General features: G+C 69.0%; 14 protein-coding genes. 4 read left to right on the top strand and 10 right to left on the bottom strand.

Going from position 1 to position 25,266, the window contains the following annotated elements; translation table 11 throughout:
* Position 1: 1 nt before the first annotated feature.
* The 4 genes from pglZ to AC0666_RS17205 form a co-directional block, all read right to left on the bottom strand.
* Positions 2-2,899 carry a BREX-2 system phosphatase PglZ gene (pglZ, locus tag AC0666_RS17220; protein WP_478707867.1) on the bottom strand — a complete coding sequence of 966 codons (2,898 nt, stop codon included), beginning with the start codon at positions 2,897-2,899 and terminating at the stop codon, positions 2-4.
* Positions 2,896-6,792 (bottom strand): BREX-2 system ATPase PglY, encoded by a 3,897-nt coding sequence (gene pglY / locus AC0666_RS17215; RefSeq protein WP_478707866.1) that lies wholly within the window; start codon positions 6,790-6,792, stop codon positions 2,896-2,898. Before pglY ends, pglZ begins: the two co-directional genes overlap by 4 nt.
* Before the next feature lie 179 nt (positions 6,793-6,971).
* Positions 6,972-7,229, bottom strand: coding sequence for a hypothetical protein (locus tag AC0666_RS17210; protein WP_478707865.1), 258 nt, complete (start codon positions 7,227-7,229; stop codon positions 6,972-6,974).
* A complete protein-coding gene (locus tag AC0666_RS17205; RefSeq protein ID WP_478707864.1) occupies positions 7,226-7,456 on the bottom strand; it encodes a hypothetical protein in 231 nt (76 codons plus the stop codon). Before AC0666_RS17205 ends, AC0666_RS17210 begins: the two co-directional genes overlap by 4 nt.
* A 189-nt stretch (positions 7,457-7,645) precedes the next feature.
* Between AC0666_RS17205 and AC0666_RS17200 the strand changes: the two genes are divergently transcribed.
* Positions 7,646-8,488 (top strand): helix-turn-helix domain-containing protein, encoded by an 843-nt coding sequence (locus tag AC0666_RS17200; protein WP_478707906.1) that lies wholly within the window; start codon positions 7,646-7,648, stop codon positions 8,486-8,488.
* Positions 8,470-8,679, top strand: a complete 210-nt coding sequence (locus AC0666_RS17195; protein ID WP_478707863.1) for a DUF397 domain-containing protein — start codon at positions 8,470-8,472, stop codon at positions 8,677-8,679. The genes AC0666_RS17200 and AC0666_RS17195 overlap by 19 nt, the downstream gene beginning before the upstream one ends.
* Before the next feature lie 67 nt (positions 8,680-8,746).
* Here AC0666_RS17195 and pglX read toward each other — a convergent pair whose 3' ends face one another.
* Together pglX and pglW are read right to left on the bottom strand one after the other, a co-directional pair.
* Positions 8,747-12,361, bottom strand: a complete 3,615-nt coding sequence (gene pglX, locus AC0666_RS17190; protein ID WP_478707862.1) for a BREX-2 system adenine-specific DNA-methyltransferase PglX — start codon at positions 12,359-12,361, stop codon at positions 8,747-8,749.
* Entirely contained in the window at positions 12,358-17,001 is a 4,644-nt protein-coding gene (gene pglW / locus AC0666_RS17185) for a BREX system serine/threonine kinase PglW (protein ID WP_478707905.1), read from the bottom strand. Before pglW ends, pglX begins: the two co-directional genes overlap by 4 nt.
* A 322-nt stretch (positions 17,002-17,323) precedes the next feature.
* Between pglW and AC0666_RS17180 the strand changes: the two genes are divergently transcribed.
* Complete coding sequence (locus AC0666_RS17180; protein WP_478707904.1) at positions 17,324-19,438, top strand: DUF2075 domain-containing protein; 2,115 nt, start codon at positions 17,324-17,326, stop codon at positions 19,436-19,438.
* 52 nt (positions 19,439-19,490) lie between these two features.
* Here the strand turns inward: AC0666_RS17180 and AC0666_RS17175 are convergent, their stop codons facing one another.
* The 4 genes from AC0666_RS17175 to AC0666_RS17160 form a co-directional block, all read right to left on the bottom strand.
* Entirely contained in the window at positions 19,491-19,619 is a 129-nt protein-coding gene (locus tag AC0666_RS17175) for a DUF6408 family protein (protein ID WP_221888720.1), read from the bottom strand.
* Between the two features lie 197 nt (positions 19,620-19,816).
* Positions 19,817-21,679 carry a DNA/RNA helicase domain-containing protein gene (locus tag AC0666_RS17170; protein ID WP_478707861.1) on the bottom strand — a complete coding sequence of 621 codons (1,863 nt, stop codon included), beginning with the start codon at positions 21,677-21,679 and terminating at the stop codon, positions 19,817-19,819.
* Between the two features lie 734 nt (positions 21,680-22,413).
* Positions 22,414-23,505, bottom strand: coding sequence for an IS630 family transposase (locus tag AC0666_RS17165; protein ID WP_478707860.1), 1,092 nt, complete (start codon positions 23,503-23,505; stop codon positions 22,414-22,416).
* A 443-nt stretch (positions 23,506-23,948) separates the two neighbouring features.
* Positions 23,949-24,533, bottom strand: coding sequence for an LOG family protein (locus AC0666_RS17160; RefSeq protein WP_478707859.1), 585 nt, complete (start codon positions 24,531-24,533; stop codon positions 23,949-23,951).
* A 502-nt stretch (positions 24,534-25,035) separates the two neighbouring features.
* Between AC0666_RS17160 and AC0666_RS17155 the strand changes: the two genes are divergently transcribed.
* Entirely contained in the window at positions 25,036-25,254 is a 219-nt protein-coding gene (locus AC0666_RS17155) for an MbtH family protein (protein ID WP_053788479.1), read from the top strand.
* The last annotated feature ends 12 nt before the right edge of the window (positions 25,255-25,266 follow it).

Here is a 25,266-nt window from a genome sequence, read left to right as displayed (position 1 = left end):
CTCATACCCCGAACTGCAGTTGCAGCAGACCCCTGTCGAGACGGAGCGTGCGTCCGTCCGGCAGGGTCTGCAGGACCTGCACTCCGTCGTAGTTGAGGACCTGACGCAGCACTGCGGCAAAGCCGTCCGCACGGGTGGCCGGGTAGTCGACGCGCTGCGCCACAGCCGTCACGGGCAGGGTGCCGCCGGCCTCCAGGAGTGCCAGTATCGCCTTTTCCAGCTTGTCCAACGGAGGCTTGCGGGCCAGTAGCCCGACCTGGTCCTGGAAGGCCTCGGACGCGAGCAGCGCCGTGACGAGTGCCTCGTCCGGCGCGACCAGGACGGGCGCGACCAGGGCACCCTCGCCTTCGGCCGCCGGAACCAGAGCCACGTCGAAGAGGGAGTCGTGGGTCTGGGCGAGTTCGGCCTGCGCCTTCGTCGGCTTCTGCCGGCTCGGCTTCTCCGGCGGAGCGGGCGAGGGAGAGGCCTGGGGGACGGCCCGAAGCGGCTTCTGCTCCTCCAGGAACCACCACGCCGGACGCTGATCGCCCAGCTCGCGCCAGCCCTCGGGCGGCGTCGCGCCGAACGGCAGGAAGGCGAGCACGGGGATGGTGAACTCGCTGAGGGATGCTCCCCCGTGGTAGCCCGCTTTGAGCGCGGTGTACCGCGAGTCCGCGTCCCACAGGGCGACGATCGAGCCGCCCGGCTCGGGCCAGACCACACGAGGCCCCGACAGCGCGACCTCCGCCTCCGCCAGCGGCCCGCCGGGGGCGCGGTGCCGCGCCGAGTCCGGGGCCGTGGCACTGACCTTGACATCGCGACGGTCCACGACGTGGCCGTGGTCGCTGGTGAGGATGACGGCCATGCCCTGGGCGGCGGCGACCCGCAGCAGATCGCGCAGCCGCCCTATCTCATCGAGGCGCCAGGCACCGTCGCCGAGCTTCTGTTCCTTGGCGAGGCGGTCGTCGATGGTGTTCAGAACCACCGCGACGTGCGTCCGCCCGTCACCGAGGGCTTCGGTGAGTGCGGGCCCGAAGGTGTCGCCCGAGCCCTCGGCTCGGAGCTCGTCCTTGTGGAAGACCGCGGCCGGGGCCCCGTCCCAGAAGGCGTGGGCGGGGAAGAGCTTCTTCTCCTCGGCCTGGGTTCCCTTCGTCAGCCTTCCCGCGAACAGGGACGTACGGCAGACCGTCGTCAGGGTGGGCAGGGCGGCGGCCATCGCGCGGCGGCGTGGCGCACCCTCGTCCAACGGGTCGAACTCGGCCCAGACGGACCGCAGTTCTTCACCGAGCTCGCCGGCGATTGCAGCGCTCATCCCGTCCAGGACCAGCAGGAGCACCCTGCGGTCGGCCCCACGGCGGACCACCGGCTTCACGACCCGCTCCAGGAAGGTCTCCACCGTCAGCATGGAGCCGGGTCGGGTGCCGGCGGAAGTCCAGCCGGCCAGGGCGCGGGCGAACTCACCGTCGATCTCACGTCGTTTGCGGCGCACCCGCTCGCCGAGCGTGTCGTGCGCCGACTTCAGGACGGGGGTGGGATCGCCGCCCGCTTCGATGTGTTCGAGCGCCCGGTCCACCCACCCGGTCTCGGTGATGTGTCGTTGCAGCGCGTCGGCGACGGTGTCGGAGGAGACGGCCGGGTCGCCGGCCAGCCACTGCGCCAACCGCTGTGCCATTCGGGCCCGTTCCACCCGTGGCAGGACGTCCGGACCGCCGGCCTGCTTGTGTTCGCCGAGGGCGCGTACGGCATCGGCGATGACGAGGGGCTGCCCGTCCGACAGAGCTCGGCCCACCGCTGCGAAGCGCGCCTCCAGGCCGGCCGCGAGCAGCGCACTGGCCTCGGCGGCATCCTCCGCGCCGAATTGGCGGACCAGTACGGAAGCACGGTCCAGGACGGTGTCGCTGAGCCGCCGGGCCTCGCGCGCGGTTTCGGGGTCGCCACCGGTACCGCGGGCCGCGGACGTCAGGAGCGAGGCGACGTACTCCTCGGCGGCGAGGCCGAACCGGGACACGAGGAGATCCAGCTCCTCGCCCTTGGCAAGAGGCTGTTCGCCGAACCAGCGCTCGGCCCGTCCCCGTGCCTTGTACGCGGAGGCATCCGGTCGGCAGTGCACCCACAGCGCCGCGCAGACGAGGCCGAACGCCACCGCGTCCGCGCCGTGGTCGGCCTCGACCAGTGCGAGGAGCGCCCGCCCGGCGAGGCCGGCCTGGTCCTCCTCCCCGAGGAACGCGGCAAGGCCGTCGCGCTCCGGACGGCGCAGCTTCAGGAGGAGTTCGGGTCCGCCGGCGGACAGGGACCAGCCGAACAGGGCGTGGGGGTCCAGGGCGTCCCCCGCCGGTGTCCGGCCCGCGGATTCGGCCTCCTCGTCGTACCGGCCCAGTCGTAGTCGGCGCAGGGCCAGGGAGGACAGCGCGGTGCGCCGGGAGAGCATGCCGCCGGCGACCGGCGGCCAGCCTCCTCCCTTCGGCGGGGTGGCGTCGAGCAGGGCCTCCGCGGCCCAGTTGGATTCCTTGAGACGCGGGTCGACCTGCTGGGCACGGAACGCGTCGCGGACCACGTCCCAGCTGTCGACCGTGTCGACGCGCTTCTTGTGGGCGCGCGCGAGGATGGCCGGGTCGAGCTCGTTCTGCTCGCGGTCGGTCAGGACGACGAGCACGGCCGGCCCGGGCACCCTGCCGTCGAGGTGGTCCAGCAGCAGTTCGTGTACGGCGAGCGGCGAGGGCGCGGCCGCGATGCGCGCGGCCAGCCCGTCGCCCCAGGAGGGCTCGGCCGGGCCGTCCCATTGGGGCGCGGAGCGCAGCAGCACGGCACGGCGCCGGCCGCTCCCGGCCAGAGAAGCGGTGAGAGAGCTCTGGGACGACAGGTACTGGGTAACGGTCGCGAGGTTCAGCCGGACGGCGACCGTGGTGGAAGTGCTGCTCATCCGCCGACGACCCGCCAGGTGATCTCGACCCTGGCGCCCGGCTCGGCGGCGGCCAGCTCCGCCAGCTCCGCCTGGAGCTCGGCCACCGCGCGCGAGGCCGTGGTCGTACCTCCACCACTCGTGCGGTACTTCCGCCCCGCGGTGGGGGCGGGAGACGGCTGCTGCGGCTCGTACGGGATCCGGGGGTCGCTGGTGGGTGTGTCCAGCGGGACGTCGGAGGGCCCCGGGGCGGGGATCGGTGCTACCGGCGGCGGGGAGACAGCCCGGTTCCGCTTGATCAGGGCCAGGACCTCGCGCTGGGTTCGTACGAGTGCCTCTTCCAGCCTGTCCGTGCGCTGCTGTTCACTGCGGGCCACATTGCGCAGGGACTCAAGGAGGGCTTCCCCTTCCGGGCCCTCGGCCGACGCCAGTTCCAGCGTGCTCCAGGACGCGGCGGCCAGCGCTTCGGCGACCTTTCGGGCCTGGGCGATGGACGTGCCGTACTGCTCGGCGCTCGCCTGGCCGAGGTCGAAGCGGGCCAGTGCCTCCACTGTCTTCTTCGCCCCCGCGGCTCCCTGGCCCGCCGTCCCGGTCAGGGCCTTCAGCAGTTCCACGGCCTGCCGGGCGAGGGCGAGGCGGCCGGTCTCACCGGTCTGGTCGAGGTGCAGGAACCCGGCGTGGTCCTCCAGCCGCTGGACGAGCTCGGCGGCGGGCTCCTGGAAGGCACGGGCCTGCTCGGTGATCTGGCGGGCGAACTGGTTGACGATGCGACCGCGCAGGAGGGTGGGGGCCGTCTGGCCGAAGACCGCGGCGAAGCGCTGCCGGGCCGTCTCCCAGTCCTCGGCGGAGGGCAGGGGCTGGCTGCGCAGGGCGTCGCGGTCCTTGATCTGGGTCAGTTCCGGGGCGGGGTCGAGCGGCATGCCTTCCCGCACCCAGACCCGGTCGTCCATCTCGGCGAAGGAGGCCACGACAAGCCGGACGAGGAAGTCGGGCAGTCCGCGGGGGGTGGGCTTGTCGCTCCAGTCGGTGAGCGTGATCAGAGTGAGGTCGCTGGTGACACCCTTCTCACGGGCGAGCTGGCGGAAGTGGTCGGCCCAGAAGGTGGACAGCTCGAAGTACGCCTCCTTCTGCTGCCCGAGGCGCAGCGGACCGGCGATCCGCCGCATCAGCGCCCGGTCGCCCGCCGGGACCTCGGCCCGGTGGTCGCGGGCTTCGGCCGCGGCCCGGACGTGGGTGAAGACCTTCCTGGCGTCGGCGGCCTTGACGACCGTCCCGGTGTTCTCGGGGTCGAGGTCGGGGTGGTCGGGGAACTGGGTGGCGAGCAGCTTGCCGGCGATGTGCCGGATGCCGTCGCGCAGCGACTGCCCGAAGGAGAGGGTGAGCCCGTCGACCTCGCGCAGCGACTCCAGGTGGTCGCTGAAGCCCAGCTCCACGTCCGCCGGCTTCTTCTCGGCGAGGCCGTACGCCTGCTTGAAGGCGGCCTTGACGTTCTTCAGCAGGGATTCGCGCTGGGTCTCCAGGAGGCCCTTGGCGCGGGCCCGGTTGTCGGCGTTCAGGTGGCCGGCGTACTGGCTGTCGAAGCGCTGGTCGTCAGCGAGCGCCTTGTCGATGACCACGAGGCGGCAGAAGTCGGCGTACCGCTGGCTGGAGAGGTGGGTGGGCAGCCAGGCGACGGTGCGGGACCGCTCGTCCTGCTGCTTCTCCCTCAGGCGGCGGATGCGGTTGGCGTCCTCGACGGGGCCGTACTCGCCGTCGTCGAAGGGGAGGTCGATGGCGATGCGCCAGCGGCCCTCCTCGCGGGGCATGAGGTCGTGGTCGGGCAGCTCGTCCTCGTCCGCCATGTTCCCGAAGATCACCTCGACGGCGCGGCTGGTGCCGCGCCAGACGAAGTTCAGCTCGTCGACCAGCTGGCCCTGGCTGAGGTCGAGCTCCTCGGCGAGCAGCCGCTTGGCGAGGGCGAGGCGGTTGCCCGGGTTGTTGTTGACGTTGGCGTTGGCGATGACCGAGTCGACGTCGACGCCGGAGAGCTCCAGGCGGACGCCCGGGTTGGCGTCGGTGCCGGTCTCCTTGATCTCCGGGAAGCGGCCCGCCCAGTCGGCGACCTTGTTCTTGAGGATGCCGTACTCGCGGCCGGGGATCGGGGCGACGACCGAGCCGTAGTTCAGCGCGGACAGGCGGCGGATCGTCAGGTCGGCGAGGGCCGGAACGCTCGGCGCGAGCGCGGAGAGGAGGAGGGTGCCGATGATCCGGTTGTCGCCGACGAAGGTCTTCACCCGGCCGCGCAGCTCCGGGTCGGTGAGGGTCTCGGGGCGGTGGGTGTACTGCTCTACGTCCTCCTCCGACACGTTGTACGTGGCGAGGAGGAACGGGCGCAGCTTGGTGCGGTAGAGCTTGTCGGCGGCCTCGAAGACGACCTTGAGGCTGTCGGTGAACGGCTTGTCGCCGCCCGCGGTGATCAGCGGGTACAGGTCGCCGACCGGGATCAGGTCGCCCAGGCGCAGCTCGTGGCGGTGGTCGGCGAGGAGCTGGCCCATCAGCTTCATGCCGGTGCGGTTGCGCTGCAGTGCGGAGGAGACGTGGACGAGCGTGTCCATGAAGGCGGGGGAGAACGGGTAGGTGAGCCGGAAGCTCTCCTCGTCGGCCCCGACGCCGTCGGCGCCGCGGTCGGAGCCGAGGAGGGTGTCCCACACCTCCTGGCGGACCTTGCGGGTCTTCTCGAACTCGGCGGTGATGAGGGCGGCCGCCTCGGCGTCCTTGGGCCGGAGCAGGCGGGCGTGCGCGACCTGCGGGAGGTTGCGGTCCTCCAGGGTGATCTTGTCGAACCGGCCGGAGGCCTGGTTGAGGGTGTCCTGGATGGAGGACTCGGCGGCCCCGGACAGCTCCTCGCCGACCAGCTCGCGCAGGTCGCGCTGGCGGGCGATGAACGACACGATCGGGATGGCCCGGCGGGCGTCGGCGCCTTCCACGAAGTTGGTGATCTTGCCGGCCTCGCGGCCCACGAACTTCTGGTCGTGGATGAGGGTGGCCAGCCACAGGATCAGCTCGTCGAGGAAGAGGATCAGGCCGTCGTAGCCGAGGGACTTCGCGTGTTCGGCGATCACGGACAGGCCGGCGTCGAGCGAGATGAAGCCGTGCTCGTTCTCGTGGGCGTTCTGAGTGAAGCCGGGCAGCAGGTTGGTGCTGGCGTCCTGGACCAGGCGGGCGCGCAGCTCGACGGGGGTGGAGGGGGTGACGAGGTTGAGCGCGTACCCGGCCTCGTGGATCTCCTCGGCGGCGAGCGCGGTGTCGAGGAGGGCGGGCGTCCAGGCGAAGGACTCGCCCCACTCGTCGTCCTCGTCCGCCTCCCCGCCGACCGAGCCGAGGCCCTTGATGACGGCCTCGTCGCCCATCCGCTCGCGCATGGCGTGGATGTCGGCGAAGAGGGAGTCGGTGCGGTAGACCCGGGGGGTCGGCGCCTCGGGGTGGAGCTTCTTGACGTGGCTCACGTAGGTGCCGAGGACCCGCTGCTCCAGGGCCTTCGCGCCGAGCATGTGGTACGGGACGAGGAGGAACTTCTTGCCGTCCGTGGTGAGCCACTCGTGCTTGGCGAGTACGGGGTCGAAGTCGGAGCGGCGGCGGGCGGCCGGGCTGCCGCTGAGGAGGGCGTGCAGCACGGCCATGAAGTGCGACTTACCGGAACCGAAGGAACCGTGGAGGTAAGCGGCCTTCGAGGTGTGTCCGTCGAGGGAGGCCTTGATGAGGCCGAGGGCCTCGTCGAAGTTCTCCAGCAGCCGTTCCGTGACGACGTAGTCCTTGAGCGCGAGCTCGGCACCCTCGGGGGTGGTGGCCTCGGAGAGCTGCAGGACGAAGTCGGAGGTGGAGATCGACTCCTTGATGTCGATCACATCGCGGAGGAGGGGCGGCTGCTGGGCCATTGCGCGTCTCGCTCACCTTCTGACGGCGTGCGCCGTCGCAGTCCGTGCCGGTACCGGGACAAGTTCCTCCGACATTGTCCGGCATCCTCGCTGGTTACGGGCCTGATGGGCGGAAATATCCGAGGATCGGGATGGCAGTGGCCACCGACAATGACGGGGTGCGGGAGCGGCCGGCCGCCTCAGCCGCTCGGACGGGGCCTACGGCTCCGGGCGTTGACCTCCGCGAGGCGGGCCCGGAGCACTTCCGCGGCGCTGACCGGCTCGGTGTCTTCCGATTCCGCTTCCCAAGCCCGGCCGCCGGTGAGAGGGCGGATCCGGAGGTAGGGGCCGATGCGGTCGGTGACGATGCCGAGGCGGTTGCGGCGGGTGTCCCGGAGGATCGCGCCGATGGCCGGGGCGGGGCCGGGACCGGGATCGGGCAGGTCGTCGGCCGTCATCGGGAGGCGCCCCGGGTGATCACTTCCGCGAGGGCGTGTGCCACGGGTGCCGAGCAGAGGCCGAGGTGGACGAGGGCATAGCGGGACTCATCGGCCCACGGGGTACGGACGTCCATGGCGGGCAACTGGATGCCGGCCCGGGTGAGGGCGGTGGCGAGGGCGTCACGGGCGTCCATGGCTTCCTTGATCTTGCGCTGGGCTGGGGTGGCGGGTCGGGGAGCGGGCATGACGGACTCCTTCGGCTGGCGGTGACCTGTTTTCCCGGACCGGGGCGTGTGAGGTGGATTACGGTGCGTAGCCCGGGCACTACGAGCATGGATCCCGCAGGAGGCTGGCAACACCGTGGAGGGGGGCTGGTTCCCCAGCCCGCGGCGGTAGTTCCACACCTTCCACGGAGGCCAAGGAGGGGAGCCGTGATGCCGCCACGCCGGGTGGTCACGGGCCGCAGCCAGGAGCCGCGGCAACGGTTCGCGGAGGAACTGCGGCAGCTGAGGGCGGGGAGCGGGGCGAGCCTGCGGCAGCTGGGAGAGCGGCTGGGGTGGGACTGGTCGCTCTTCGGGAAGATGGAGAAGGGCGAAACCCTGGGCGGGCCGGAGGTCGTCCAGGCGCTGGACCAGCACTACGGGACCTCGGGGATGCTGCTCGTGCTGTGGGAGCTTGCGCGCGGGGACAAGACCCAGTTCAAGGAGCGGTACCGGCGTTACATGACGCTGGAGGCCGAGGCGGTGAGCCTGTGGCACTTCGCGGTGAGCGTGCTGCCGGGGTTGTTGCAGACGCGGGGGTACGCGCGGGAGTTGCTGGCTTCCGGTGGATCCAGCGGAGTAGAGCTGACGCAGCAGGTGGAAGCGCGAATGGGACGGCGGGACCTCGTGGAAGGGGAGGGCTCACCACCATTCCGGACCATCCTCTCGGATGCCGTGCTCAGAACCGCGCTGCAAGATGCGAGAGAGTGGCGAGAGCAGCTGGAGCACCTGGTCGAGCTATCAGAGCGGTCGAACCTGACCCTTCAAGTGCTTCCTCAGAGTGCCGGGTTGCACGGCCTCTCGACGACGGACGTCATGTTTCTTCGCTTGTCCGACGGGCGTACCGTGGCGTACACCGAGCACGGCTACGGGGGCGAACTCATCGAGGAGAACGTCGCGGTGGAGCGCATGCAACGTGCGTACGATGCGACGCGTGACCTGGCGCTTTCCCCGGCCGAGTCGCAAAAGTTCATCCTGCGCATGTTGGAGGAAGTGCCGTGCGATCCATCGACCTGAGTGCCGTGACCTGGCGCAAGAGCAGCTACAGCAACCAGGACGGCGGCCAGTGCGTCGAGGTCTCAGACGACTTCGCCGCCGTCGTCCCCGTGCGGGACAGTAAGCACCCGCACGGTCCAGTGGTTGTGTTCCCGGCGAATGGCTGGGCGACCTTCGTCACGGCCGTCAAGGGCGACCAACTGCCCGGATGAGGATCGACCACGACCGAACGGCCTCCGAGAATTCCGTTCTCGGAGGCCGTCAGCGGGGTCGGCGGCCCTACTTCTTGGTGGTGCGTCGTCCTCGGGTTGCGGCGGCCGGGCGCCAGGCGCGCAGGTCGTCGTCGGTCAGGCCGTGCTCCCCTTGCACCATCTGCCGGTCGCCCCGGAAGAATGCGGCCGGTGAGGCTCCGAAGTTCGCGTCGAACTCGTTGTGCCACTGGTCAAGCCAGGGCTGGAGCTCCAGCAGCCCGGCAAGGAACGGCGTCAGCTCCTCGGAGGTCAGCGCCTCATGAGAGGCGATGTACGCGTCGAGGGCGTACGCCTGCTCCCGGTGGTCCCAGCCGGCCCAGCCGTAGAGGTCGGGCGTGGGGGTGTTGGTGTGCCCGTACGAGATGAACCGCTCCTTGGGCACGTCCAGCTTGCCGCGGGCCTTCCAGTAGGAGGGCCGCAGGAAGTCCGCCGAGGTGTACTTCGGCGGCACGGGGATCCTGTCTCGGATCTTCCGCTTGGCCGGCTCATCCGGGGCGGCGTCTTCCTGACGCTGAAGGTCCCAGACGTGCTCCCAGTCCGCGCGCTTCTTCAGCCCGGAGGGCTTATATCGCAGGGCGGGCAGGAACGGCACATGCTCGTCGGTCATCAACTCGGCGACGACGGCGGGCAGCTCCTTACGGGGTGCATAGATCTTGGCGACGGAGACGAAGTCTTCGTCGCGGGAAAGAGCATCGGTGAGCCGTGAGAGGCTGACGAGAGCAGGCTTCCCGTTCTCGTCGAACCAGTGATCACGGATCTCGATTCGGTCGAGCAACCAGGAGCGCAGCGCCTTCTCCTGAAGCGCATCCCAACCCTCGGTGGCCCACCGCCGCTTATATTCCGGCCGCTCGACCATGCCGATGGCTCGGATCGACTCGATGGCGTCGATCCGCTTCTGGACAACCTCCTGGTAGGCGGCGGGCCAGTGGCTGGGGATCTCCGTGATGGGCGTGGACCCATGCCGCTTGAACCACTCATCGCTGGCCTCGCCTGCGTCTACTCGGCGTGCAAGGACGATCTCAAAGGCGCGCTCACCGAGGGAGAGTTCGGGGATGCTGGATGAATCGGGATCCTCGGAGACGCGGAGATCTTCGTGGTGCAGACTGTAGAGAGAATAGACTTGCCAGTCCAGCTCTTCCTGCAGGGCGATCATCCGAGACCGGTCGTGATTGTAGCGCTGCTTGGCTTCGCGAAGATTTGAAGCGTCAGGGGTCGATTCCAGCAAGGCTGATGGAAGTGATTCCATCAGTCTGTTGGCGAGTGCGGACAGGGAAGCCCCCAATCTGCGCGGGTAGTCCACGGGGAGCGGCAGCTCTGTCAGGTTGCTGCTATTGAACTCGTAGAATTTTTCCCATTCTTCGCTTGCGATGCCACCCCCAATGCCGCCGTGTCCTTTGTCGTGACATACCTGCTTAAGCCAGAAGCCGGCGCTTGAGCTGTTTAGCAGCCCCAGCAAATTACAGAGATCGTCCTCGCTCCATGCTTTTCGTGGTTCGAGAGTCAGTGAGGAATGCTGGAACACGTCTCGAGGCCGGCTCAGCGCGAAGTGGTTGTGAGTCGCAACGAAGGCAGTGGCGATTGTTGGCTGATTTTTGTACCGAGACTTGAAGAACATGGAATATTCGAACCAGGCGAGCCCGCGATCGATTTGAGTTTTGCCGAAGGCGGTTCTTTCGCGCAGGATGCGGCGAGCTGGCCATAGTGCTTGCTCAAGCGCGAGAGGAGCGGCGGCTGTCAGGTCTTCTTCTGAGTACGGCCATAGAGACTCCGTTGGCTCGAGAATTGTGTAGTCCCGTAGTGTGGTCCCCTCGATCAGCGGGCGTCGTTGTTCGTTGGGGATGCGATTCCGCCGAAGGTATCCCCGGCCGAGCATGAAGGCGCTATCTTCACGAGTTACCGCACTGGCGCCGATGCTGCCCACCAATCGCGACAGCTTTCCTTTGCTGTTGTCCTGAATCAGGTTAATCAGCTCACGCCCGCCGGCCGTGAGAATCCAAGGGTGGGTGGAGAAATGCTGGGTTCGATCCAGATCGTCGACGGCTACCCATTGATCCGCCGATCCCGGGGCGTCCAATTTGGCCACTATCGACTTCCAGACGAGTGCCTCGCTTGGCCGTTCGGGGACTGACGGTTCACCGCGCACGCTCCGCACGGTGCGGATCGTTGTAGATCTGCTATTACCGCCACGATTTCTGCCCACAAGAATCACGGTCGGAGTTCCGTGTCCAGGGATGTGTGCCCCAGAGGTGTCGATGATCTCAGTCAGCTCCACCTCATGTCCAAAGTAGGCCTCGATGAGCCGTGCACCGAACTCCCGTTTCATGAAGGAGTTGGCGGTGATCTGGCCGATAGTGCCATAGCCGAGCCCGCTCTCTGCGTCGCCCACCTTAGCCAGTTCGAAAAACCGTTGTGCGAACGGGACCGAGAGCGCATACGTACCTGCACAAGCACCGTAGAGCTGTCGATAGAGTTCGTTGAGGTGCTTGTCCTTCACGGTGATGTACGGAGGGTTGCCGACTACCACGTGGTAGCGCCCCTGCGTGAGAATGTTCGGGTGTTCGTGGATATCCTCGGTCTCGTATTTGAAGTCGGCAAGCTCGTCTGTGCCTGCTTCCTCCGAGTCCTCGAATAGGTTGCCTTGGTGATGGCGGTGCTTGATGAGCGAGTCGCCGATCGCCAGGTGGATGGGCCACTCGTAGGAAGTGGCGTCCGCCATTGTCCGGATTCCACTTGCCGCCATCGCCGCAACCAGCAACCGGAAACGAGCGACAGCCACAGCGAACGGGTTCAAGTCCACGCCGTGCACCGAATCCAGTGCAGCCCGCACCCGCTCGTGGACATCCATGCCCGGCTGGCCCGCGCCCCAAAGTCGTACAAGCCGCCGGAACGCGCCGAGCACAAAGTGACCCGACCCGCACGTCGGGTCGATCATCTTCAGGCCCTCGTAGCCGAACTCGCGGACCGCCGGGTCCATTGTGCGGTCGAGGATGAACTCCTCCACGAACTCCGGGGTCTGGAGGAGCGCGTAGGTCTTGCGGGCGGCCTCGCTCAGGTCCTGGTAGAGGTCGCCCAGGAAGCGGGTGTCCCAGCCCTCCGTGCCGTCCTCGTTCAGCTTGTCCGTGAAGTCGTGGACCAGCACGCCCGCCTCGTCGCGCTCGCGCCAGAACGCGATCAGATCGCGTGCTCCGTCGTGCGACAGGGGGATCTGGAACAGCGGGTTGTGCTTGCGGTCGAACAGCAGGCGGCCCGCCTGGCCGGCGCCCAACTCCTCGAAGGCACGTTCGAGCCACCCGCGGAAGGTCGGGTCCGCGTCCTTCGCCACGTACTCCTCGTACCGGGCAAGCGCCAGGTCGCGGCGGTCCGCGTCCGGGGCCGTCAGGTAGGGCTCCGGGATGAGCTCGTTGTCCTCGCAGAAGCGGACGAAGACTGTGCCCAGGACCCAGGCCACCGCGACCTGCGTGACGCGCTCGTCCAGCCAGGAGTTCCACGTCGCCGCCGTGCGGCCCAGCTTGCGGGCCTGGTCGTATTCGGCGCGCAGCCGTGTGCCTACCTCGGTGACGGCTTTGACCTGCTTACCGAGGTCCGTCTCGACCGCTTTGACCTGCTTCTTGAGGTCTTCCAACAGGGCCTTGCGGTCGATCACTTGTTGTCTCCCTCGGTTCCGTCCGTCACTGCTGCGTTGCTCGTACTCGCGTCCTTGACCCACGAGTCCGGAAGTTCGATCCACTCGCCCAGGCCCGCCTGGTACGCCACAGCGACCTGGCCCAGCTTCGGCTCCCTCGCCGGGTCACCCTGCGGGACCAGGAGCCACAGGCCGCGGCCGCCCTGGCGGGCCGCCTCCGCCAGGCGGTCCAGGACGCCCATCGCGTCATAGCGGGCAAAGGCCGCCGCCTCCGTCAGGAGGACCGGGCCGTTACCCGCGGAGGGGGCCAGCAGGGTGCGGATCTGCGGTTCCACTGTGCCCCATGCCGTCCGGGCGTACTCCGCGAACTTCATCGCGCCTCGCGAGCCCGGCTCCGCCACGTCCGCCTTCAGTAGCGTCTCCCACGTCGGCTTCGAGCCCTCCGGGGCCAGCGCGTGCATCGCCTCCAGGAAGAGGGCCGTCACCGAGACCGCCTGGGCGCCGATGGGCGCCGCGGACAGGGCGCGCGTCGCTTCCTCCGGGCGGTGGTGGTGCACGGTCAGGACGCGGTAGCCGTCGCGGCGGGCCGACGCGGCCAGGCGTTCCTTCGCGCGGACGGCGCCCGCCAGCGCCGGGTCGTCCGCGTAGCGGGTCACCGCGCCCACATCCGTGGCCTGGCGCCAGGCACCGGTCGTGAGATAGCTGGACGCGCTGTCCATGCGGGTCGGCAGGTAGCGCAGGGTCTTGGTGTCCTCGCGCGTGGACAGGGTCAGGTCGAAGCCGGCGTCCCGGAGGGCCTTCGTCAACGGGCCGGCCGTGGGGAGCTCGTGGGTGAGGCCGCCTCGGGAGTCCGGCAGGACCAGCTCGGGGAAGCGGGCCCGGACGCGCTCGTGGACGTCCTCGCTCGTCACACCCGGCTGGCGGGCCTCCGGGACGTTCGGGATGAGGCGGACCAGGCCGGCCTGGGTGAGGCGGAGTGCCCGTACGAGGGACAGGTCGCGCGGGTAGATCTCCAGGCGGGGCGTCGCCGCCGCGTTGAGGGAGGCGGCCGCAGCCAGCTCCACCAGGCGGCGTTCGTCCCACTCCACCGAGCCCGGGGGAGGGGTGAGGGAACCGAGCTCGCTCAGTACCGTCGTCGCCGTCGGGAGTGTTTCGAGGCGCGCCAGCCGGTCGGCCGTCTTGCCCAGGCGGGTGGCGTAGTCGAGCAGGCCCGGCGCCGTCGGGGTGTCCGGGGCGTCGTCCTCGCGGACGTCCAGGGCCAGCAGGCCCGCGCCCAGTGCCTCCTCCGTCGCCTTCCGGTTCGGCTGGTGCTGGAACTCGGCCTCCTCCGGCTCCAGCTGCTCCACCTCCACCACCGCTCGCACGGCGGCCAGCGCCAGCGCGCGCCGCTGCTCGCGCTCCGCGAGCTGCGTGCCACGGCGTACGGCGAGCGCGTCGGCGATCTCCGCGGCGGAGGCGACCCGGCCCAGGCTGGAGAGGAGTTCCATGATCTCGGCGCGCAGCGCCTGCACCGCCGGGTGCTTCTTCCAGCGCTTGCGCTCCTCCTTGAGGAGCTGCGGGATACGGCCGGCCGACAGGCCGAGGGCGTCCGCGACGTCCTTCTGCTTGGGCCAGACGCCGATGTCCGGCAGGTCGCCCTGTGCATTGGGCAGGCGCAGGAGCAGGCGTACGGTCTCGACCTTGTTGTGGTTCGAGCGGTTGTTGTTGAGCTCCGGGACGAAGATCGTGGCCAGGGTGTCCAGGCTGACGGCCCGCAGCGCGGAGCCGGACAGGCCGCCGGCGTTCTCCCCGGAGGCCAGGGCGCCGAGCAGCACGGACTCGGTGCCGGACAGCTGGGCCAGCTCCTCCTTGGCCTCGGCCCGGCCCCGCGGGGTGAGCGGCGAGACCGGCGACTCCCGGAGGCGGTCGCCCCACTCGCGCTGGCGGCGCTGGACCTCGCTGCGGGTCTTCGCGCCCAGGCCGGGGGCGTTGAGCAGCTTGCGGCGGCTGTAGTCGAGGAGTTCGCCGACCGTGGTGACGTCCAGGCCGTAGAGGAAGGCCTCGGCGGCCGGGGTGAGGCCGGCGGCCGACAGGTGGGTGTCGCGGGTGACCTCGGCCGCCAGCTGCTCGCGCTGCTGCTCCGCGGTGAGCGGTTCGGCGTCCGCGATGGTGGCCTGGCCGGTCACGGCGGAAGGATGCTCCGCCGGCTCCGGGTGGCGGGAGCGGTGGCTGGACGGGACGGTCTGCGACGCGTCCAGGAAGATCTTCTTCCAGGCGTCCCGCATCGGCTTCAGCTCGGGGAAGCGTCGGGCGGCGTCCCGGTGCAGGGCCTTCTCGAAGAAGGAGACCAGGCCGTCGCGCACGGCGGGCTCGAAGGCGTCCTTCGCGATGGTCGGGTAAGGGTGCTGCTTCGGGTCCGTCATCCGGGGCAGCACGGAGCCGTCGCCCCACTTGGGGAGTTCGCCCGAGGCCATTTGGTGCAGGGTGACCGCGACCGCGTACCGCTCGGCGTGGGAGTCGTAGGCGGTGCGGGTCAGCGTCCCGATGAACGGGTCGAGGTAGCCCTCCGTACCGGCCTCGTAGTCCTTCGCCGGGTATCCGGCCAGGGAGAAGTCGATGAGGACGAGCTCCCGGGTGCGGTTCGGGCGGATGCGGATGGCGATGTTGTCCGGCTTGATGTCGCGGTGCCAGACGCTCTCGCCCTCCAGGAAGTCGACGGCGCCGAAGAGGTAGTCGCCGTACGCCTCCAGCTGGTCGATCTGGAGCCGGCCGCTCTCGCGCAGCTGGCGGGCCACGGTCTCCTCGCGGCGGCGGGTGCGGGGGGTTCCGGACTCCTCGTTCTCGCCGGATTCCTCCCGCTCGTCGCCCACGTACTCCAGAACGAGGACCGTACGGTCGGCGATCTTCAGCGGCTCCGGCTCGACGAGCCGGATGACGCGGGAGTCGGCACGCAGCCGCCCCATGACCGCGGCCTCGTGGGCGAGGATCTCGCCCCGGCTGTCGGAGAGCGCCACCTTGAGGACCGCCAAGGGCCGCGTCTTGCGCTCCTCGGCCTCCAGGTCGCGTACGAGGAAGGCGCGGCTGGTGGAGCCGGTGCCCAGGCGGCGCCGGACCTGCCAGCGCCCGCCGAGTACGTCGCCGGCGACTGCTTCGAGCGGGTCCTTCTCGGGGGCCTCCGGGGTTGGGGGCGCTGCGGGGGCGGTGAGGGAGTCCTCGACGAGTTCCAGCATCTCGAGGAACTCGTCGACGGTGGAGAGGCGCTGGCCGGGCCGGTAGGCGGTGGCCGCCTGCACCAGGTCGTCGATGTCCTCGGAGAGGCCGTCCACGAGGGAGCTGGGGCGCAGGCCCTCGCCCGCTTCGAGGCGCGTCAAGAGTTCTGCCTGGCTGGCGGCCGGGGCCTTGCCCGTCACCAGGAGGTAGGTGAGGACACCGAGGCCGTAGACGTCCAGGTAGACCGGGTCGGCATTGAGGGCGGTCAGCTCGGGCGCGAGGTAGGGGTCGGAGCCCTCCGGCAGGTGCATGGCCGACAGCGCGGTCGGCGCGAAGCGGGTGCCGCCCTGCCCGGAGCTGCCCGCGCCGCTGCGCTGCGTGGCGATCTGCCAGTCGGAGATCTGCAGGTGGGGGGAGAGCCAGGCCGCGTCCTCGCCGACGGCCTGTCCCTCGCGGCCGCGGTTGCGCGGTATGACGTGCACCGAGCGCGCGGCGAGTGCCCGGTGGTGGATGCGGCTGGAGTGGGCGGAGCGCATCGTCTCGGCGAGCTGCCGGACGAGGGCCATGCGGCCGAGGATGTCGAGCTTCTCCCCGTACTGGAGGAGGTACTCGTCCAGGCGCAGGGTCTGAGGGTGGTAGTCGAAGATCAGGGCGGGGCCCCAGGCGTGCCCGGACGGGTCGTACTGCTTGAGCTGGACCACACCGGGGTGCCGGAAGCGGCGCAGGACCGCCGCCTCGCGTCGGGCGGCGCTCTCCACGGACTGCCGGATCGAGGCGTCCGAGCCGCGCTCGCGCAAGTAGATGCGGACGCGGGCGACCTCGGGCAGCTCGGTGTGCTCGGCGAGGTAGTCGGCCCAGGTCTCGCCCGAGTCGAAGGCCTTCCGCTTCAGCTCGTACGGTCCGACCTTGTACCTGGCGTCGCTGGGGCGGACGCCGACCCGCTCCAGGGCGGTCTTGATCTCACGGGAGTCGATGGCGGTGATCCGCCGGCGCTCGTCGCGCGGGGGCTGGTTCAGCATCGCGACCAGCTCGGTGATCGTGTAGACGCCGTTCTCGTCGTGGGCGGGGAGCCGCACGCGCAGGTCGTCGGCCGTGAAGCAGACGGCCTCGGCGACCCAGACGCGCTTGCCGTTCTGGCCGAGCAGCCCGGCGAGCTCCTTCGCCTTCTTGTTGACCAGGTGCAGCGGGTTGCCGTGAGTGACGCGGCGCCCGGTGGGCGTGGTCTGGACCCAGGTGCCGTTTTCGCTGGTCAGGGAGCCGTGCCAGTTTTTCAGCTCGATCATGCAGACGCCGCCGGGGGCGACGACGAGGAGATCGATCTCGCGGACGTGTCCGGTGTTCGCGGTGAAGGTGAAGTTCGACCAGGCCCGCCAGGGATCCGAGTCGGGCAGCTTCTCGCGGATCGATTCCAAGCCGCGGTGTTCGTGCTCGTACTCGGACTCGGTGACCGTGGTCCACCGGCCTTCCCGCATGTGCGGCCCCCGCTTCGTCGCTTCCTGCTGAGAGCTGACCGGCTCGGCCATCCGGCGGAGGGGGAAGCTCTCGGCAGATCCTAACGGTGGGCAGCGACATCCGGGGCAGCTGCGACGAAGCGGGCAGCGAGATGCAGGGCGGTGGCCAGGTGTGATCCGGCCACCATGGCCGTGGTTCCGGCCGCGGGCCGGGGTGGTGCCACGCCGCAGCCGATGCCTTCTCTAAGATCACCGAACAGATTGCGGCCCGACGGGCTTCCCCGCGAGGACATGCCCCCACCCGCACGAGCTACTCGTGCCCTGGGGGAACCACCTCGTGTCCATGCTCCTGCTGAAGCTTTCGGCGCAGGATCTGCTCACCCTGCATGCGCGCCGCCACATGGTGCCGCACCTCGCTGCGCGCTGGCGGTACTTCCGCGGCGCAGACGCCTCGCTCACGGAGCGCTCGGCCTGGGCGGAGAGTCTGATCAGTCTTGCGAACGATCTGGTCGCCGCCGACCGCGGAAACGTGGAAATGGTCGTCGAGTGCGCCGCCACCATGGATGAGTCCGACCGCCCGGAACCCCGGCTGATCGACGTCGTCCTGGTCGGCCGCCATCCGCACGAGCACCGGCCCTCCGTGCAGCTCGTCGAATTGAAGCGCTGGTCGTCGGTGACCAGGATCGAACAGGCAACCGCGGATTGGGTCCACGTGTCGGGCATGGGGGCGAAGAAGCATCCCGCGCTCCAGTTGCGTGAGTACTTCGAGGCGTTCACGAGCGACAGGGGCCCCTTCAGGAACACTGAATTCGAGTGCGGGGGTTTCGCCTACCTGCACAACGCCACGGACGACTCGGTGCGTCCGCTGATCGATGTGGGCGCGCCCACGGGCGCGTACGCGCGCGTGTACACGGCTGATCGGCGGGCCCAGTTCCTCGAAGACCTCAGGGCGAGCTTCGACGCGCAGGGCGGAGCGGCCGAGGCCGTGACCATGTTGGAGACCATGGGACTGCGCAACACACCGCTGCTCGATGCGATGAACTGGTCCCGAGGTGATGACACCGTCTTCGTCCTCCGCGGGCGCCAGAAGGTGGTCGCGGACCAGATTCTCGAAGCAGCGGCCAAGGTACTGCCCGACCCGGAGCATCCCGCGCTGGTCCCCGACGAGAGGCGCGTGATCTTCCTGGTCACAGGCGGCGCCGGTACCGGCAAGAGCGCCATCGGCCTGCAGGTCAAGGCGCAGCTCGAGGCGCAGGGGCGCACCGTGAAGTACGCCAGCGGGAGCAGGGCCTTCAACGCGGCAATCCAAGAGCACGTCGGATACGGGGACAAGGAGTTCAGGGAGACCTTCACCTACTTCAGCAACTTCGTCGACACCTCGGTGCCCCCGGTGGACGTGCTGATCTGCGACGAGGCGCACCGACTGCGGGATCGCTCGACGAACCGGTTCTGGACGCCGGACCAGCGGGAGATCTGGGGGAAGGGACCGCAGGTGGACGAGCTCCTCGACGCGTCACGCCTGACGGTGTTCTTCCTGGACGAAGGCCAGTCCGTGCGTCCGAAAGAGGTCGGAACCGTCGCGCTGATCAAGGATGCGGCCGTGCGCCGCGGTGCGGACCTGCTCGAATACGGACTGCGCGAGCAGTTCCGCTGCGGTGGCAGTGGCTCGTACATCAGCTGGGTGCGCGAAGTCCTGGGCGTGACGGACAAGAAGCCGGAGCCCTGGAGGCCGGACGGACTGATGCACGTCGAGGTGGTGGAGACCCCGGAGGAGCTCGAACGGATCATCCTGACGGAGGCCCGGGCCGGCGCGTCCGCGCGCATGGTTGCGGGGTACTGCTGGCCCTGGACGGAGCCCGCGGGCGAGGAGAAACGCCTGGAGGCCGATGTCCGCATCGGGGACTGGCACCGGCCGTGGAACGCGAAGAGCGAGAGCTACTGCGCGGACGGGGTGCCGCCGTCGGACATCTGGTCCGTACACCCCAATGGCCTCGGCCAGATCGGCTGCGTCTACACGGCGCAGGGCCTGGAATGGGACTGGTGCGGGGTGATCATGGGCGATGACATGGTGCGCCGTGGCGATCAGTGGGTGTTCCAGCGAGGAAAGGAGCGGAAGGAAGGCCCGGATTCGGACATCAAGCGTGTTGATGTGCCCGGTTCGCTGGATCCGAAGGTCAGCTCGTCCAGCGTGGCCGACGAGGACTTTGCGCGGCTGGTCCGACAGGCGTACCACGTGCTGTTGACCCGGGCGAGCCGTGCGACGGTGCTGTACTCCACGGACGAGGAAACCCGCAGGTATCTGAAGAAGCTGGTGGGTCAGGTGGAGATCCACGGGCTTCGACCTACCTGGCTGAACCTTCCGAAGGAGGCTCGCACACCGCACCTGCCGCGCGCCAACGGGAGACGCAACAAGCGCAAGCGGGGGAAGTCGTCGGGCTCCGATCTCCGGCTGTTCTGACAGCGGACCGGGCTGTGGGGTGGCGGGCTCTCCGGGCCCGCCACGTACCTGCTCAGAAGAACAGGTCTGCCACCGCGGTCAGTGCCGTCACCAGAAGACTGGAGACGACTCCGGCAGCGATGTCGATCAGGATTCCGCGAATCCGCTCACGACGCGCAGGCTTGCACTCGACGGGGGTCATACGGCCACTCCAGGTTGTGAGTTCGGAATGGCAGGGGGCGCCCTACCGGGCAGCCACGCTCGCGTCGTGTGTCGCCACACGACGGGCACAACCATTCGTCACCGACAGCCTGTTCGGCCTCTTGCATGAACCGCAGCCTCGTACCCTCCGGGAAGGTGCGCAGCGGGATCATGCTATCCGCTGATCGGGGCCGTGGCTCAGGGAATGAGCGAACGGAGCTTCTCGCGTGTTTCAGGGTCCGTCGAATAGACGACCGTTCCGATCATGCCGCGGGTCAGGAGTACCTTGTACGTGTTGCGGATCAGGCGGTCGATGTCCTCGTCAGGCGTCGCCTTCGTGAAGGAGGGGTCCTTCGAGGCGGTGCGGTCGACCACCCAGCGGTCTGTCCGCCAGACCAGGTCCGGGCCCATGATCACGCCCGACCAGTCGTACTCGAAGCCCTGGGCGGTGTAGACACAGCCGACCTGGCCGAAGCCCGCGGGATCAGTGGCCCAGAGCGGAGCCGGCGGTGCACCCAACAGAGATCGGTCCCCGTACAGGTTCCACGGCCTCGACCAGTCGCCGATGGCCACGTCCGCGGGCAGCGTCGTCATCGCCAGAGTGATCTTGGTGGTCCATTTCCAGCAGTAGCCGGCGGAAAGCCGGGCGCCGTACCCCTGGGCACGCTTGTCGCTGAGGAAGTCCTCCAGTTCCCCCGGGCTGTCCACCGTTAGCAGCTGCACCTTGCCGTCCGGCTCCCACACGACCGGTCCCTCGCCCTCCAGGCCCAGGAGACTGGTCACCCAGAGCACGTACGCGTCGCTGCCTCCGCACCGGAACTGGCTGTCCAGTTCCACCAGCGTGAAGTCCACTTCCTGCTCGGCCGCGGCCCGCCTGATCTGCTCGACGGTGCCCATCTCGCCGGGACGCACCACCTGGTGCTGGTCGAGGAGGAACACCGGGACCCGGGCCGCGTCGATCAGCTCCGCCACCTGTGGGCGTCCCGTGCGCAGGGCGGCCTTGGTGTAGCGGTTGGCGGAGGTCTTGCGGAGCCGGTGTGCCTCGTCGCACACGAGCACGTCGATGTCGTTGGGCTCGGCCTCCATGAAGCTGTTGAAGTAGCGGAACAGACGCTGGACCTCGGGCTTGCGGGCGCCCGCGACCTTGCGCATGGTCTTCGTGAACGACTGCGAGCCGGTGGCGTGGAGGGCAGACACACCGCGCCGGTACAGGTCGCCGAGTACGGACAGGGCGATCACGCTCTTGCCGGACCCGGGCCCGCCGGTCACGACGACCACCTGCTTGCGGTTGGACCGGCGGGCCTTGCGGACTGCTGCCATCACCGTCTCGTAGGCGAGCCGCTGCTCGTCCAGCAGCACGAACTGTTCCCGGTCGCGGACCTCGTCGGCGGCCACGGCCATCAGTTGCTTGGACGGTCGCACCCTGGCCTGCAGGAGGTCGTCGGCGGCGGCAGCGCCCGGCTTGGCGGCCAGCCTCGAGCGCAGGTAGTCGAGGAACGCACCGCGCTGGTCGGCGGTGTACATGCGACCGCGGTGGTCCTCTTCGACCTCGCGCAGCCCGGCGACCCTGGCCTCGACTGCATTGTGCAGGAAGGCCACTCCGGTGACGGAGTCGGGGTTCTGCTCGAGAGCCCCGTTGAACGAGACGAGGTAGTCGCAGTAGCCCCGTACCTGCTCGATGGGGTTCAGCACCGGCTCGTGGTAGGAGGGCACGCTGCACCGCAGCGGATCGTCGTCCACTGGTTGGGCCTCGGTCCACTGTTTCAGTTCCACGACGACGTACGACGGCTCGCCGGAAACCGGATGCACGCCGGCCAGCATCACGTCCGCGCGCTTGCTCGTCAGCGGCAGCCCGTACTCCAGCAGCATCTCGACCTCACCGAGACCCGCTTCCACCAGAGCGTGGGTGAGCGCGGGGATGCTCCGCTCCCAGGAGCGAACCTCCGCAGCGTGCGGCTTGTGGCCGTGCCTGTGGAGGAAGTTTTCGCTCAGCAGTTCCGCCAACCGCCCCTCGAGGCGGGTGCGGTTGGCCAAGGACGCCGCGGACTCACGGAACAGCAAGAAATAGCCCCCAGGCAGCACGGAGTAGCTCGTGCGGGTGGGGGCATGTCCTTCGGTTCCACGTGAAGTGGAGCGGAAGCCCGGCGGGCCGCTGAGATTGTCCCTGTCATCTTATGACAGCGCGTGATCAAGCAGCCAGGTCGAAAATCACGATACGGACCGAGGCTTCAGGGCTGCTCACGGCATTCCGGACGGGCGGCACGCTGGATCAGGCACCTCTGTGGCGGCAGCCTCTGGGGTTCTCGCGCAGGGCTGCAGCGGCCCGCTTGTGCGCCCGCGTCAAGCCCGTTGCCTTCGGGACGTTCGTGTATTCGGACAGGGGAATGTCCGTGGCGTGGCTCGGGTCGCTCAAGAGGTGATCCACCAGCCAGTCGGCGGTCTGCACCGGGGGGCTACCAGGCATGCTTCGAGGTGGGCGGCGGCCAGCCCGGCCGCCACACCGCCGATGATCCCGTCCGAGCCGTCGATCTCCCCTTACGCCCGGGCGAGCGCTTAATCGCGGACCGTGCCAGCCCCGACGGCTCCGCTGCCGTCCCGGTCTCCGTCAGCGTGCGCAGTGCGGATGCCGACTCTGCGGCCTGGCGAACGGCCACTGGTGGCTCTTCGTCCGGCAGCAAACTCAGTTGGTGGTAACAGCCACGGTCGGCCAAGGAGATGCGGTGGCGGCTCGTGACGCTCGTATGACGCTCAGGGCCCGGACGAGGCCGTTCGGGGAGTTGGTAAACCTCCTATGACTAGTGACCTGAGTCAGAGATTCGGTGGCGGTACGCGGCGACTTTGTCGAGGATCTCGTCGGCGGTCTTTGTCCAGACGAAGGGCCTGGGCTGCTCGTTCCAGTCGGCCAGCCAGGCCCGGATGGCGCGTTCGAGGGCCTGGACGGAGCGGTGGACGCCGCGCTTGAGCTTCTTCTGGGTCAGCTCGGCGAACCACCGCTCGACCAGGTTCAACCAGGACGCGCTGGTCGGCGTGAAGTGCAGGTGGAACCGTGAGTGGGCCAGCAGCCAACGCTTGATGTCGGGTGTCTTGTGGGTTGCGTAGTTGTCGAGGATCAGGTGAACCTGCAGGTCAGCCGGGACTTCCTTGTCGAGCTTGGTGAGGAACTTCTTGAACTCCGCTGCCCGGTGGCGGCGGTGCAGGGAGCCGATGACCTTGCCGGTGGCGACCTCGAAGGCGGCAAAAAGGGTGGTGGTGCCGGCCCGGACGTAGTCGTGGCTGCGGAGTTCGGGAACGCCCGGCATTATCGGCAGGACCGGCTGGGACCGGTCCAGGGCCTGGATCTGCGATTTCTCGTCCACGCAGAGGACCAGGGCCTTCTCCGGCGGGTCGAGATAGAGACCGACGACGTCGCGAACCTTGTCGATGAACAGCGGATCCGTCGACAGCTTGAACGTCTGCGACCGGTGCGGGGCCAAGGCGAACGCCCGCCAGATCCGCGAGACCGTCGACTGCGACATGCCCGTGGCCGCGGCCATCGACCTCGTCGACCAGTGCGTAGCGCTCTTCGGCGTCTCCTCAAGCGTCTTGACGATGACCCGCTCGACGTCAGCATCGGTGATCTTCCGTGGGACACCGGGCCTCGGGTCGTCGCACAAGCCGTCCAGTCCCCGCTCCATGAAGCGGCGCCGCCAGGTGCGGACCGTGTCCGGCGCGATCTGCAGCCGGCGCGACACCTCTATGATCGAGTGGCCTTCGGCGCACTCCAGCACGATCCGCGACCGCTGAGCCAAAGCCTGAGCCGTCGTACGGCGACGTAACCAGCCCTCCAGGACTGCCCGCTGGGCATCAGTGACCGACAACGGCGGAATCTTCGGACCCGGACGACTCATGCTCGACTAACGATGAATCTCTGACTCAGGTCGCTAGTTGTTTCCCGAGGGTGCACCTCTGTGACGTGTAAACGATGACGCACCACATGGAGTGCGTGGCCATCCTGGAGCCGATCCGCGACGACGCCTGACCTGTGGTTCAGGCAGCGCGCGTCATGTTCGCCGTGCGTGCTGAGGGCGACGTTTTGACGCTCGTGACGCACGTGTGACGCCCGCCCACGCATGTGCTGATGGTTCGTCGGCACGAAAGAGCCGCCTCCCGTACCGGGGCTACCCCCGGTACGGGAGGCGGCTTTCTCTGTTGTTGACGGTCGACGCGACCTTTGCCCCGTACTCCTTCTCGACCCGCCCTGCCTGACCACGCTCCGTGACGATCTGAGAAGGGCGCGGGGTTGCTCAGCGCGGATACCGAGGGGCAGCCCGAGGAGTGGTGCGGCGGTCCGTCAGCCCGCGGCCACGACCGTACGGGTGTCCAGGTGCAGCAGATCGAGGCACTCCTCAATGCCGGTTCCCGCCTGGATGAAAGAGCGGTCGCGGGCCGACATGAAGCCCTCGGCCACCAGGTGGTCGAGCAGGGTGATCAAGGGGTCGAAGAAGCCGCCCGCGTTGACCAGGACGATCGGCTTGTCGTGGAGGCCGAGCTGGTTCCAGGTGGCGACCTCCATGAGCTCGTCCAGTGTGCCGTAGCCGCCGGGCAGGACGGCGAAGGCCTCGGCGAGCCGGTACATCCGCGCCTTGCGCTCGTGCATGCTGCGGACCACGAAGATCTCGCCGCGGGCCTTGTCGGGGCGCTCGCGCTCGTGCAGATCGTGCGGGATCACGCCGGTGACGGCCGCGCCGGCGGCGAGGGCCCCGTCAGCGACCGCGCCCATCACGCCGACACCGCCGGCTCCGTAGACCAGTCCGAGGCCGCGGGCGCCGAGCGCCTGGCCGAAGGCATACGCGAGGTCGGTGTGATGAGCTGCGCGGCCCGGTCTGGCCCCGCAGAACACGGCGACACGCTGGGGGTGTTGCACGGTATGGGACATGTACCTCTCCACTGCTGCGGCGATCGGCCCGCGGTCGGGCCGCGTGTGTCGGAGGGGGACCCTGCCCGCGAGCCCTATACCGGCCCCATAACTCCTCCGCGACCAGCACGGTGGGACGTGGTGACCGCCGCGTGAGGTCGCCGGTCACCGCCCTCGCCCGGAAATTGCCGCCCGCCGTGAGCCGGGGGAAGCGCCGACGGCCGGGGCGGTCGTCCGCGGCGACCTTCGGCGGGGCGCCGTCCTCGCGCCGTTGACCGGGGCGGCTTCACCCGGACGCGCACCCGATCCGCTTCGGCCGTGTCCGCGGAATCGGCGACCGGGGGGAGCGGGGGAGCGGGCGCGGCGGCCGACTACGGCGCACCGACGACACAGCCCAGCTCACGCCGTATAGGCGGGATATAGGGGGCGGCCGAATATTCCTTCGAGTACAGCTGCGCTCCCTGCGCAGTCGTACCCACCGTCCATCACCTGAAACACCCGACTCAATCAACGAGGAGTGCTGATGAGCGCCGTGAACGACGCAACCACCACCCACCGGGTCGTGCTCAACGACGAGGAGCAGTACTCGCTCTGGTGGGCCGACAGGGAACTTCCGGCCGGCTGGCGCGCCGAGGGCTTCGAGGGCACCCACGAGGCCTGCCTCGCCCACATCGCCGAGGTGTGGACCGACATGCGACCCCTGAGCCTGCGCCGCCGGATGGCCGAGCAGACCGCTTCCTGACCCAGCTGAAGG

The sequence above is a fragment of the Streptomyces sp. NPDC043680 genome, from assembly GCF_056436685.1.
This window is presented reverse-complemented; position numbering and strand designations above follow the sequence as displayed.

Coding starts and splice junctions, on each gene's coding strand:
- pglZ (WP_478707867.1), bottom strand. CDS start 2,899: ATGAGCAGCACTTCCACCACGGTCGCCGTCCGGCTGAACCTCGCGACC.
- pglY (WP_478707866.1), bottom strand. CDS start 6,792: ATGGCCCAGCAGCCGCCCCTCCTCCGCGATGTGATCGACATCAAGGAG.
- AC0666_RS17210 (WP_478707865.1), bottom strand. CDS start 7,229: ATGACGGCCGACGACCTGCCCGATCCCGGTCCCGGCCCCGCCCCGGCC.
- AC0666_RS17205 (WP_478707864.1), bottom strand. CDS start 7,456: ATGCCCGCTCCCCGACCCGCCACCCCAGCCCAGCGCAAGATCAAGGAA.
- AC0666_RS17200 (WP_478707906.1), top strand. CDS start 7,646: ATGCCGCCACGCCGGGTGGTCACGGGCCGCAGCCAGGAGCCGCGGCAA.
- pglW (WP_478707905.1), bottom strand. CDS start 17,001: ATGCGGGAAGGCCGGTGGACCACGGTCACCGAGTCCGAGTACGAGCAC.
- AC0666_RS17180 (WP_478707904.1), top strand. CDS start 17,324: ATGCTCCTGCTGAAGCTTTCGGCGCAGGATCTGCTCACCCTGCATGCG.
- AC0666_RS17175 (WP_221888720.1), bottom strand. CDS start 19,619: ATGACCCCCGTCGAGTGCAAGCCTGCGCGTCGTGAGCGGATTCGCGGA.
- AC0666_RS17165 (WP_478707860.1), bottom strand. CDS start 23,505: ATGAGTCGTCCGGGTCCGAAGATTCCGCCGTTGTCGGTCACTGATGCC.
- AC0666_RS17160 (WP_478707859.1), bottom strand. CDS start 24,533: ATGTCCCATACCGTGCAACACCCCCAGCGTGTCGCCGTGTTCTGCGGG.
- AC0666_RS17155 (WP_053788479.1), top strand. CDS start 25,036: ATGAGCGCCGTGAACGACGCAACCACCACCCACCGGGTCGTGCTCAAC.